Source organism: Bradyrhizobium sp. CCBAU 51765, from assembly GCF_015291725.1.
Classification (GTDB): Bacteria; Pseudomonadota; Alphaproteobacteria; order Rhizobiales; family Xanthobacteraceae; genus Bradyrhizobium; species Bradyrhizobium liaoningense.
In genome coordinates this window covers 1,868,200-1,880,241 of the sequence record NZ_CP030038.1, presented here as the reverse complement: position 1 = coordinate 1,880,241, position 12,042 = coordinate 1,868,200, and the positions used below count along the sequence as shown (strand labels likewise).

The following is a 12,042-nucleotide window of genomic DNA, read 5'->3' as shown; positions in this document are numbered from 1 at the left end:
GCCATGCAATCGGCCCTCTATGTGGGATTGTCGGCGCAGGTCGCCCTCGAAAAGCGCCTCCAGACGATCGCCAACAACGTCGCCAACGTCAACACGGCGGCGTTCCGCACCGACGTGGTGAAGTTCGAGACCGTGCTCTCCAAGGCGGGCCCGACGCCGGTGGCGTTCTCCTCGCCCGGCGACAACATCATCTCCCGCGAGATGGGCAGCATCACCGAGAGCGGCAACCCGCTCGACGTCGCCGTGGTCGGACAGGGCTGGATCGCCTTCGCCGGTCCGAACGGCACGGTCTACACGCGTGACGGCCGCCTCCAGATCGCTCCCAACGGCGACCTTCAGACCGTGAGCGGCTTCCCCGTCGTCGATTCCGGCGGCGCGCAGATCACGCTCGACCCCAACGGGGGACCGATCTCGATCGCGCGCAGCGGCGCGATCACCCAGGACAACAACGAGATCGGCACCATCGGCCTGTTCAGCATTCCGCCCGACGCCAATCTCGAACGCTACGGCAATTCCGGCGTGACGCCCGACCGGCCAGCCACCGCCATTGCCGATTTCTCCCGGGACGGCTTCAAGCAGGGCTATGTCGAGGGCTCCGGCGCCAATCCGATGCTCGAATTGACGCGGTTGATCTCGGCCTCGCGCGCCTTCGACGGCACCAATTCGATGATCGAGGGCACCGAGGGCTCGCTCCAGAATGCGATCCGGACACTCGGCGAACCCGGCAAGTAGACTGCGCCTCGCGCGCGTCGAGATTGAGGTTGGACGGTTTCCTTGAACGCTCTTCGGCAACTCGAGTGGGCGCTGCTGGAGCTTCAGCAGAGCACTCCCCTGGCAAGCGTCAGCGGCGCGATCTCCGAGATCGCACCGACGCATTTCCGCGTGTCCGGCCTGTCGCGCTTCGTCAGGCTCGGCGAGCTCATCGGCGTCAATTCGGCCGGAAAGCGCCAGATCGGCGAGGTGGTGCGGATCGACAGCGACGGCATCGTTGCCAAGCCGTTCGACCGGCAATTTGCCGGCGGGCTCGGCTCGGTCGCCTACCGGATGCCGCCCCTGTCCTTCGCGCCAGATCCGAGCTGGAAGGGCCGCGTCATCAACGCCCTCGGCGCACCGCTGGACGGACAGGGCCCCCTCATCCAGGGACCCCAGGCGGTCTCGGCGGAAGCGGAGGCGCCGTCGGCCATGAAGCGCGCTCGCGTGCACAAGCCGCTGCGCACCGGCGTACGCGTCATCGACCTGTTTTCGCCGATCTGCGCCGGCCAGCGCGTCGGCATCTTCGCCGGCTCCGGCGTCGGCAAATCGACGCTGCTTGCGATGCTCGCCCGCAGCCAGGGCTTCGACACCGTCGTACTGGCCCTGGTCGGCGAGCGCGGCCGCGAGGTGCGCGAGTTCATCGAGGACGTGCTGGGCTCCGACCGTCACCGCGCCGTCACCATCGTGTCGACGGGAGACGAAAGCCCGATGATGCGGCGGCTGGCGCCGAAGACGGCCATGGCGGTCGCCGAATATTTCCGTGACCGGGGCGAATCGGTCCTGCTCATGGTCGATTCGATCACCCGTTTCGCCCATGCGGCCCGTGAGGTCGCGCTCGCCGCCGGGGAGCCCGCGGTCGCGCGCGGCTACGCACCGACGGTCTTCACCGATTTGCCGCGTCTCCTGGAGCGCGCCGGTCCTGGCGAGGAGGGATCCGGCACGATTACCGGGATTTTCTCTGTGCTGGTCGACGGCGACGATCACAACGAGCCGATCGCCGACACCATCCGCAGCACGCTCGATGGGCACATCGTGCTCTCCAGGCACATCGCCGACCAGGCGCGCTATCCGGCCGTCGATGTTCTGGCGTCGGTCTCACGCCTCGCCCATAACGTCTGGGACCCCGAGGAGCGCGAATTGGTGAGCAAGCTGCGCGCCATGATCGCGCAATACGAGGACACGCGCGATCTTCGCTTGATGGGCGGATATCAGTCGGGACGTGATTCGGGTCTCGATCAGGCGGTCGACATGGTTCCGAGAATCTACAACGCGATGCGGCAAGGCGCTTCGGCTCCGCCGAGCGCCGATCCGTTCCGCGAGCTCCGGGACATGCTCAAGGGCGACCAGCGAACGGAAGGGTGAGGCGGCGTATGAGAGGCGCCTGCCGCCCGTCCTGCTCGTGGTTTTCGACAGGAGATTGCGCATGGCGTTGCGCTTCCCGCGCATGCGTTCCAGATCCATCACCGATTTCCGTCATGAGGCCGTCACCGTTCGGGTGAGCACTGCGCGCCACCGCGGTTCAAGCGATCCAGCGCGACGATTCTGCGAGCACGGCGACGACAACCGCCACGTGCAATTCCTGTGAGTTCCCTTGGGCGATTCTGCGTCGGAACGCACAAGTTGTGGATGACGTGCCGACACACATCATCGTCGTGCACAAGCTTCGGTCAATTTGCGTCGACGACAGACAACAACATGCCGCGCAATCAGCCGCTCGCAAATCGGGCGCATGTTGCTCGTCGGGTCGCGCATTGCATTCACCATCATGTGTCCCGAAGAGCGCGATTGTCTTGAACGTTACAGCTGCTTACGACGACATCCAGTCTCAGCGAGCGTCTTGACTTGATTTTGTTGAGAAGCTCATTCATCGTTTCGCTCGAGTATAAGAAACGTCTGCCTGTGACTTGAACTTTGGGGGCTTCGGTTGAACCACTCCGATCCACCGTCTGCCGGTGACGGCAATCCGGGCTCCCGCGCGACGACGACGCTGCTGGCATGCCATCGACGCAGCCTCTCGTTCCGGACGATGCGTTCCGCAACGGCCAAGGTGCGGCGCGTTGCGGTCCATGCCTTTGAACGAGAGTTCGGCACGACAGGCTCGTCGCACACTCAGGGCGCAGAGCGGCTCCGGGGCGCCGCAGACAAAGTTCCGGGGACGAGGTAGATTCCATGCCGTTGGCGCGAGAAGCCGTCGAGCTGCTGGTTCAGGCGGCGAGGGCTTGGTATTTCGAAGGCGATCAGCATGGATTGCGCGATCGGGAGTGGATGGCGCTGCGCTTTCTCGGCCGCGCCAACAGATTTTCGCGCAGCCCGTCCGCGCTGGCCGGCTTCATCGGCGCCACCCGGGCGACTGCATCGCAGATCGTGAAGACTCTGGAGGGCAAGTCCTTTCTGGTGCGAAAGCCGTCGCACGAGGACAAGCGTTCTGTCGTCCTGCACGTCACCGCCCAGGGCGAGAAATGCCTGAGCCAGCACGACCCGATCAACCACGTGGTGAACGCGGTCACTTCGCTCGGGACCGACGAGTGCATCAGGTTGCGCGACTCTCTCCGCGAGGTCCTCAATCACCTCGATGCAGCCCATCAGCGGCTCAATGCCAGTATCTGCCGGGACTGCATGTTTCTCGCAGAGCGCGGTCCGGGCACCGGTAAGGGACGTGCAAGCGTTGAATTCATGTGCCGGCTCTATCGTGCGCCGGTCTCGCTCGAGGAGACCGAGCTGCTCTGCACCAGTTTCGAGCGCACGCGCGACCGCCCCAAGATCGAGCAGCATCTCGACCCCGCGCGCGTGGCGAGCCGGGGGTGAGGCGGACGACCCGACCGCAGCCTGGGATGACGACCCAAGACTTGCAGAAGATCTCGCAGCGGAAGAATCTCTTCGAGACGCGCACGTGTCCCTCCCGGGAGCACGTCGGCATAGCGAGCGCAGCGAAGCAGATCCGGTGCGATCTCTGGAGGGATTCCAAAGTTTCATCCAGCGCGCGTCTGCTCCTCAAGCCTGGTTCCAACTCGCAATTGCGGAGCACAGGCGCCATCGCAGTCCCAACACCGCATTTCAACTTGCAGACATGCCTTCGCGTTCTCGCGGCCGAATTCGCCCGAGCTTTGCTTCGTCGTTCCTCCCTCTCGAGCCGAGAGGGCGCAGGGAAGACCGGGTGCCGGCTCGCACCCGCGGTCTGCTGCGCATAGAGCACACGCAGAAAACCGCACAGCAGCATACAGGTGAAGCCCAACACACGGCCTTCCCTGCGCGATGGTCGGACGGCTTATGCCGTGCTCTCCCGGGAGCCGAGTTCGTTCTGGCCTCCCTCGTCCTTGCGAAATTCACCGGCGCCGCGCCGGTTGACGCGACCACCGCCTCCGCAAGAGCTTGACCGTAGCAACGACGGCCAGGACCACACGGTTTTGCCGTACGCGCGGTTCGTTGGCGCCACAGGGTTCGACGGCGTTGTGCACTTTGCCGCCGAAATGCTGGCGCGACGAACCTGACAGCGCCGCTCGTCCGCACGCGTTTCGGGCTCACGGAGAGCAATCCGCCCTGCCCTTCACCTCTCGTGCACGACGCTGCCGCGTCCACCGCAAGCCCGGCTCGCGACAATGACGACCTCATGATCGCCCCTCAAGAAATGAGCCGGGATGGGCGCCATATACGTCATTTCCGAATTTCGGTAAAGCGGAATATTTTCGCGACAGCCGGTTGACAGAGGGCGACACAGCAAAGTCCCCCTCTCCCGGGGGCGCACGCAACGTCATCCGACAATCGCGCCCGAGGTGCGGACGCCCGGATGTTCGCAGCGCGCGATCGGACACACGATCCAATTGCGTGGCGCGTACCGCACAACAAAAAAACACCCGGCGGTTTCCCGCCGGGTGCTCGTCGAAATGCTTCGACAGGTCTTACCAGTTGCGCTGGGCGCGGAGCAGCAGCGTGAAGCTGTCCTGGTCCTTCAGCTCGTACACAGCGGTCGGCTTGGCCGTGTTGGCAGCCGGGCTGAGCACGGCAGTGCCCGAGTACTTCTGGTCGAGACGGGTCCAGTTGAAGTCGCCCGAGAAGGTCAGGTTCTTGACCGGAGTCCAGCGGGTGATGATACCGATCTGGCCGACGGCGAAGTCAGGGTTACAACCCGTGACACCGGCGAGACCGCCGAACACGCCGCCAGCACCGTTGGCGCCGCAGAGCGTGGTCTTGGCGAGCGTGCCGAACTGGGCCTGAGCGTAAGCACCGTAGAGCGCGGTGTTCCAGTAGGGATCCCAGTTGTGGGTGTACGCACCACGGAAGCCCCAGGTCTTGACCGTCTCCTGCTGCGAACCCGTGACGTACACGGTATCCGGAGCATTGGCGAAGCCGACGCTCTGGTAGGCAGTGCCCGAGCTGCCGTACATCTGGTAGGAGCTGCCCGCCAGGTTCTGGAAGTTGTAGCGGGTCGCACCGTCCGTGTAGACGCCCTGGATGTTGATCGAGTCACCCGCGCCGGTCGGGATGTTCTTGATCGACAGAGCGAGCTGAACCGCCCAACCCCACTTGTCGTCGGGGTGGCCAGTGGTCTCGGTCGCGCCGTAGTAGGCGACGTGGTTGTCATGCGCGGCAACCGACGCCTGGAACAGGCCCCAGGCCTGGTCGACACGGACCATACCGACGAGGTTCGGCGAACGCGAGCCGCCAATGCCGTTCGAGCCATACGAACCGCCAACCATGCCAGCGGCAGTCGCGCCAGTCATGTTGAGGTTGCCGGCCTGGTAGTAGGCCGTGGCATCTTCGGCCGAGAAGGCCGCCGTGATGCCCTGACCGAAGTCAGCGGTGTAGGTGAACTGGTTGACACCAGTGACCGTGCCGCTGCCGCCGACGAGGCTGTCGATGTTGTTGCCGGGATAGTTGGTCCAGGGCGCGTCGAACTGCGACACGGCCTTACCCATGGTGAAGCCGGCGAACTGGATGAAAGCGTAGTACACGCCGAGCGAACCACCCGAGGTGCCGCCGTCGGTCGAGTTGATGGTGGTGGTACCAGCCGTCGTGGCTGTGTAACCAGTCGTGCCCGTACCGGAGCCAGTGCCGACGTAGCCACCGGTCGTCCAGGTGAAGACCGCGTCGAAGTAGGTGCGTACGACGCCGTATTCGGTCGCGGTGCGCGTGTCGATGTTGAGATCCTGACGAGCGCGCATCGAGTAGTAGTTGCTCAGACGGTTGTGCGCGCCGGCGGGAGCGCCGTTCGAGATGCCGTAGTTGCTGTTGGTGTTGAACGCGACTTCAGCGCGCAGGTAACCACCCAGCTTGATGCAGGTGTCGGTGCCCGGGATGTAGTAGAAGCCGGCGCCGTACAGCGAGCAGATCTTCACGTATTCGACGGCCTTGGCCTTCACGGGAAGATCGGCTGCGAACGCACCGGTGACGGCCATCAGGCTGGCTGCCGAGCCGAGAAAGAGCGTCTTCGTCAACTTCATTGGTAAACCTCCACGTCGGTTCAGGGGGCTCGGCTCCTCGGTGGAGGCCGCTTAACCCTCTTTAATTTCCGTTCAATTCAGATCCGCACTGAAGGTCCGGACTGAAACGACAGTGAGGTGCCCCCCCTCCGTCGTACCTCACGTATAGTTTATAAAATTCATTGCCTCAATTTGTTGATCCGGTGAATTGAAACTTCGACTGGGGGTGTTGCCCGAGCGCAACAGGCGACCCCAACACATGCAATAAGTGGCTTTAAACAAAAGAAAAAGCCCCCAGGGGGCATCCCGGGGGCTTTCTTGGAGGTCTCACATCGCTGCCTGTCGCAACGGTCAAGAGCAGCAAATTCTGAGTGTGAGGAGACGTAATCTAATTAATTGTTTTTTACAAGCATCGAAGCGTCGAATTTGGTTTTTGCGATGCGGTGTCTACCGTTCCATCTTTACGCGAAGTCCAAGACGGCTCCGCAATATCCGGCTAAAACACTGCTCTAGGGCATAAGAATGGGACAGCTGGATGATCGAGAAGAAACTCGACAGGGCGATCATGGACTTCGTCTGGAACGTCGTCGAAATTCACTCGCAGCTGGAGAACATTCACACCAGCTGGGCCGGACTGCTGGGCATTACCCAGCCGCAATGGCTGATCCTGATGGCGATCACCGAACTGGACGAGGGGCGCGGCGTCGCCGGGATCGACATCGCCAACAAGCTGCGGGTCCACCCGGCTTTCGTGACCAACCAGACCAAGACCCTCGAAAAAGGCGGCTTTCTGTCACGACGACCGGCGGCGGACGATGCCCGCTTCGTCCTGATGTCGCTCACGGCGAAGGCGACGACCGAGATCGAGAAATTATCGAAGCGAAAGCTCGCCCTGAATTCGACGATGTTCAACGATTTGGACGAAAAGACCCTGGCTGAATTGAACGCTTCGCTCGCAATGATCGCCAAGAATGCCCGGCTGGCTGCGCGATTGCTGGCTATCGACGCGTCCTGATCGGCCGATGCCGGCCCAGAATGCGAGCCGGACGCTGCCGTCGTCGCGCCGCGGGGGCCTGCAATGCCGCCGGACCAGGCTAGAGGTAGAGGTGGGTCACCGGGTCGAGCTTGCGGGCAGTTCCGAGCTTGCTGGCGAGCCACTCGACAATGAAGTCGTCAACGGCGACGAAATTCTCGACCTCGCCGAGCGGGTGCGGGACGTTGTTGGGCACGACGACCGAGCAATCGGCTCCAATCCGCCGGTAGTCGGCTTGCAGCTCGAGAGCATCCTGCTCCCATACCATGGAGCGGCTCCCGACGACCATGAGCAGCGGGCACGGGACTCGGCGCGGCGGAAGCATTGCCTCTCTTGATACCTCGTCAGGGACGGCCTTCCCGAAGCCGGTCATCCAGCGAAGTGACGCCTGACACATGACCGGCCTCACAAGCCCGCCGTCACACACGGCAGCCGCGATCCTGCGATCCGAGAGCGCAAGGCGGGAGGCATGAGCGGCGCCGGCCTCTTCGCCGTAGATACCGATCCGCCGCGGGTCGACATCGGGGCGGGATTCCAGATAGTCCAACCAGAACTGAAGCCTGTGCTCCTGCTTGAAGGAGCGATGAACAGTCGAATTGCTGGAATCGACAAGCAGTAGCGACATGGTCCCGCAAAGCGAGGCGGGCAACAGCCTGCTTATCATCGAACCCAGAGTGGCATCGTCGTCGCTGACGCAGATCACCGCCGGCGCGGCAGAGCTGTAACGAAGCGCTGGCAGAAAAAAGCCAGCCAGCGCGCCTTGATCGAAGCAGTCGATCTTGACGCGCTCGATCGACAGACCAGCCTCTGTCTCCAGGCCTCTCAGCCCGGTGCCGACCTCGTCCGCGAGGTCGGCACTCTCGACATCTCCCGGACGACACAGACTCCTGACGACTTCGAGGGCCGTCAACGAGCACAGCCACGCCTCCCCGGCAATCTGAGCCGAACGCGTTTCGCGCGCAGATTGGGCCAATGTCCGGTAGTCGTTGGCGACCCTCAACCAGTCCGAGATCCACAAATGCCGGTGCGACTCGCGCGCAAGCTCCGCGACGGACAGGCTTTCGAAGAAATGGAAAGCTTGATCCCGCAAGTGTGCGAGACCTCGTCCGGCGCCATCGCACGAACGATGAGTCGAAGTTTCACCTTGCATGTCAGCCCCCGAACGACGCCGCCAACGATCGCCCGGACTTGCCTCCAGACTTGCCGGCGTCCCGCTCCGCGCGGCGCCGTGCAGCAAAGCTGCTGCGTGAAGCGGTCTGCATTCCAAACGAGCAGGCTTGGGCACAAGGTCCCGGCCGGCTCACCCCAAACATCACGTCCCCAGCTCCGTTGCTGATACACAGTCTAGCGCCGCGCAACCTGCGAGGTTTACGCAGCGGGCTTTGTCGTTTCTTGTTGCGACCGGCGAGTCAAAACCACTCGTGCCAGCACAAGAGTCATGCCTGTGTAAGCTTCGATTGTGAAAGCACGATGTGGTGAAGGGTGCAGCGCATTACCATCGTGTGCCAAGCCTGCAGGAGAGAGGCCAAGATCTTCCATTGTGACAGCCTCTCGCGAAGGGCGTGTGACGACGACGGTTGCGCCCACGAGGGGGGAATAGCCGAAACGCCAACCCAATTCGGGAAGCTCAATCGCCTCGAAAGAACAAGGTCCGAGCCTCAGCTCCGAGGCAGCTGCGCCTCCTTGTATGCATTATCCCAGTTGCCAACTTCCCGCAGTTCGCCTTACATGCCGCCAACTCGCCCGCGGAGAACGGGCAGGGGCTGAAAACAGTACACATTCAAAGGGACGGAGCATGGCGCGCAACATATTGATTCTTGGGGCTTCTTACGGCTCCCTGCTGGGCACGAAGCTGCTGATGGCAGGGCATGACGTAACCCTGGTCTGCCGCGCCAAGACCGCGGAGCTGATCAACCGCGACGGTACCGAGGTGCGTATCAAGCTGCGCGACGAGGCGGTGCACCGTGCGATCTTCTCGCGCGACCTGCCCGGCAAGCTCGATGCGGTCACGCCGGCCAATGTCGACCTTTCCCGTTACGATCTGGTCGGCCTTGCGATGCAGGAGCCGCAATACACCAACCACACGGTGCGCGTTCTCATGGTCAAGATCGCCGCGGCGAAGCTGCCGTGCCTGTCGATCATGAACATGCCGCCGCTGCCCTATCTGAAGCGGATTCCGGCACTCGCCGACATGGACCTCGAAGAGGCCTACACCAATGCGCAGGTGTGGGAGCGGTTCGAGCCGGGGCTGGTGACGCTGTGCTCGCCCGATCCGCAGGCATTTCGCCCGCCGGAAGAAGCCGCCAACGTGCTTCATGTCGGCCTGCCCACCAACTTCAAGGCCTCGGTCTTTGCCGACGAGAAGCACAACAAGCTGCTGCGCGAGCTCGAGGCCGACATCGACGCCGTGACGCTCGACGGCCACGACGTGCCGGTGAAGCTGAAAGTGTTCGACTCGCTGTTCGTGCCGCTGGCGAAATGGTCGATGCTGCTGACCGGCAATTACCGCTGCATCACGCCCAGCGAGCCGCAGTCGATCCGCGATGCCGTGCACGGCGATCTCAAGCGCTCGCAGACGATCTACGACCATGTCGATGCGATCGCCCGCCGGCTCGGCGCCGACCCGCAGGACCAGGTGCCGTTCGCGAAATATGCGAAGGCTGCCGAGAGCCTGCTCAAGCCGTCCTCGGCCGCGCGCGCGGTCGCGAGCGGCGCGCCCTTCATCGAGCGCGTCGACCTCCTGGTGAAACTGATCTCGCATCAGCTCGGCGTCCCGAACGCCGAGATCGACCGCACCGTCGACACCGTGGACCAGAAGCTGAACGAGAAGATCGTGCAGGGTGGATCGGGCGCGCAATAGCGCGCCGTTTCAGCGACGTCGGCGCTCAGGCGATCAGGAACGATTGAAGCCAGATCATGCCGGTGACGGCGACCAGCGTGACCGCGCCGCTGCGCGCGATCAGGTCGGGATGCCCGAGGCGGCGGGCGCCGCGGCCGAGCGTTGCGCCCAGAATGATCCACCCGGCTCCGGCAGTGACGATCTGAAGCGCGATCGCGCCGAGCAAGGGCAATAGTTCAAGCGGCCCGGCCCCCAGGGGCAGGAGCAGGAACGCGAAGACAAGCGCTTTCGGGTTCAACAGGGTCGTCAGCAGCACTTGGCCGAACGTCACCGCAGCCCCCTCGCGCAGCTCGCGCGTGTTGACGCGCCAGAGCATGACGGCGAGGCACAGGATGTAGACGGTCACGGCGACGCGGAGCACGACCGCCGCAATCGGGACGTCGCTGATGACGGGACCAAGCGCCAGCCGCAGCACTGTGATCGCCAGCAGATAGCCGCACAGCTCCGCCGCGAGCAGATGAAGGGAGCGCGAGATGCCAGCCCCCGCGCCTGATGTCGCGAGCAAAGTGTTGGTCGGCCCCGGCACCGCCAGCAGGAAATAGCCCGCCGCAAAGAAGGTCAGAAAAGTCATACGGCCGAATAGCAGGCCTCGGGCTCACGGATATTGATCTGCGTCATTCCGTGCCGGGCGTGGAATCGCCTCTTTGCATTGCCGCTCACCCAGCTTTCCGCGCGACACCGTTCCCGGTGTGGCACAAACTCAACGACAATCCTTGCGCCTCATCGTCCACACGCCCCGCGCGCGGATCGCTGATATCACGACTGCGTGAGACGACCGCATGCCTGTCGCCATGCCCGGCGCTTCGCGGGCAAAGCGAGCCGATTTCCAGGTGAAATCAGCTCGCACACGTGCAGGTCCTTCATTCGCGCAGACGTTGCATGCGCGCAGGACGGGGACGGCGTCTTGCCCTGCCACGGGGAGATGAGCAAGATACGTTTCTAAGTCAGGTTTTCGTAACCTGTTAGCCGGTCCGCTTGTTCCGGCGCGATCGCTATGCACTGCTGAGATAGCCAGACAAGAACAACAAGAATGGATCAGGCGATGCTGAGCGTCGTCCGCGCAGTGGAGGCGGGCGCGACGACGATGAAGGGCGTGATCGACGCCACCGGACTATCCCGTCTCAAGATCGAACGCGCGTTGAATACGCTGGAGAAGCAGAAGCTGCTGGTCCGCGACGGACGGGGCTTTCGCGCGACCGGCCTGCCGAAGACGACCCGGCCGGCCCGGCAATGCGGATCGTGCAACGCCTGCTGCGATATCCTCGAAGTGGCCGCGGTCGACAAGCCGGTGAACCAGCTGTGCCGGCATTGGCAAACGGGCACGGGGTGCACGATCTATGACCGCCGCCCGCAAATGTGCCGCTCATTCGCGTGCGCCTGGCTGCAAGGCCATCTCGACGACGACTGGTTTCCCGAGACGGCCGGCCTCGTCGTGCATTTCAGCCAGGACGCCGTCAATGTCACCGTCGACGACGGCTGCCCGGATCGCTGGCGCGGGGAGCCATATTTCAGCAAGCTCGCCGAATGGTCGCTGAATGGCATCAGGCGGATCGGAAACCGCGGCTATGCCACCCTCGTCGTCTCCGCCACCGAGCGATTCCTGCTGCTTGGACGCACTATCGTTCCCGATCCGACGCCGTTCGGCACCGCCTTCCTGCCGCTCACGGCCGACACATTCCGATTCTGGAAGGCGACATCGCCGGAGCATTTGCAGCGGCTGCACGAGCGAATCGCCGAGATCGAGCGGATCAGGCAGGAATTCGGCTCCTGCGCGATCCCCGAGACCGAGGACGATGATCCGCACGTCCCCTATCGGCCCGCGCTTCTACGGCTATCCGGGCACGCCTGAACCCCGTCGTGGGCAACGCGGCTTGATTCGCCCAGCGCCGCTCGACGCGCCGCGACGGGATTGATAAGCCCCTGTCCGCGAATGATGGGGA

Annotated in this window: 10 protein-coding genes; 7 read left to right on the top strand and 3 right to left on the bottom strand. The window is 63.5% G+C overall.

Annotated features, from left to right (window positions below; translation table 11 throughout):
• Positions 1 to 3: 3 nt before the first annotated feature.
• From flgF to XH96_RS08790, 4 genes are all read left to right on the top strand, one after another.
• Positions 4 to 732 carry a flagellar basal-body rod protein FlgF gene (flgF, locus tag XH96_RS08805; protein WP_194392160.1) on the top strand — a complete coding sequence of 243 codons (729 nt, stop codon included), beginning with the start codon at positions 4 to 6 and terminating at the stop codon, positions 730 to 732.
• Between the two features lie 42 nt (positions 733 to 774).
• Positions 775 to 2,115, top strand: coding sequence for a flagellar protein export ATPase FliI (gene fliI, locus XH96_RS08800; RefSeq protein ID WP_194392159.1), 1,341 nt, complete (start codon positions 775 to 777; stop codon positions 2,113 to 2,115).
• A 61-nt stretch (positions 2,116 to 2,176) separates the two neighbouring features.
• Positions 2,177 to 2,338 (top strand): hypothetical protein, encoded by a 162-nt coding sequence (locus XH96_RS08795; RefSeq protein WP_194392158.1) that lies wholly within the window; start codon positions 2,177 to 2,179, stop codon positions 2,336 to 2,338.
• A gap of 584 nt (positions 2,339 to 2,922) precedes the next feature.
• Positions 2,923 to 3,558 (top strand): MarR family winged helix-turn-helix transcriptional regulator, encoded by a 636-nt coding sequence (locus tag XH96_RS08790; RefSeq protein ID WP_194392157.1) that lies wholly within the window; start codon positions 2,923 to 2,925, stop codon positions 3,556 to 3,558.
• Between the two features lie 1,091 nt (positions 3,559 to 4,649).
• Here the strand turns inward: XH96_RS08790 and XH96_RS08785 are convergent.
• Positions 4,650 to 6,191 (bottom strand): porin, encoded by a 1,542-nt coding sequence (locus XH96_RS08785; RefSeq protein ID WP_194392156.1) that lies wholly within the window; start codon positions 6,189 to 6,191, stop codon positions 4,650 to 4,652.
• Positions 6,192 to 6,705: 514 nt separating this feature from the next.
• Between XH96_RS08785 and XH96_RS08780 the strand changes: the two genes are divergently transcribed.
• Complete coding sequence (locus XH96_RS08780) at positions 6,706 to 7,185, top strand: MarR family winged helix-turn-helix transcriptional regulator (RefSeq protein WP_061877151.1); 480 nt, start codon at positions 6,706 to 6,708, stop codon at positions 7,183 to 7,185.
• A gap of 79 nt (positions 7,186 to 7,264) precedes the next feature.
• On the opposite strand, the gene XH96_RS08775 is transcribed toward XH96_RS08780, so the two are convergent.
• Positions 7,265 to 8,353 carry an alpha/beta hydrolase gene (locus tag XH96_RS08775; RefSeq protein WP_194392155.1) on the bottom strand — a complete coding sequence of 363 codons (1,089 nt, stop codon included), beginning with the start codon at positions 8,351 to 8,353 and terminating at the stop codon, positions 7,265 to 7,267.
• A 645-nt stretch (positions 8,354 to 8,998) separates the two neighbouring features.
• On the opposite strand from XH96_RS08775, the gene XH96_RS08770 reads away from it, so the two are divergent.
• Entirely contained in the window at positions 8,999 to 10,063 is a 1,065-nt protein-coding gene (locus XH96_RS08770; RefSeq protein WP_194392154.1) for a ketopantoate reductase family protein, read from the top strand.
• Positions 10,064 to 10,088: 25 nt separating this feature from the next.
• On the opposite strand, the gene XH96_RS08765 is transcribed toward XH96_RS08770, so the two are convergent.
• A complete protein-coding gene (locus tag XH96_RS08765) occupies positions 10,089 to 10,673 on the bottom strand; it encodes a LysE family translocator (RefSeq protein WP_194392153.1) in 585 nt (194 codons plus the stop codon).
• A 459-nt stretch (positions 10,674 to 11,132) separates the two neighbouring features.
• Between XH96_RS08765 and XH96_RS08760 the strand changes: the two genes are divergently transcribed.
• A complete protein-coding gene (locus XH96_RS08760) occupies positions 11,133 to 11,951 on the top strand; it encodes a YkgJ family cysteine cluster protein (RefSeq protein ID WP_194392152.1) in 819 nt (272 codons plus the stop codon).
• Positions 11,952 to 12,042: the final 91 nt, after the last annotated feature.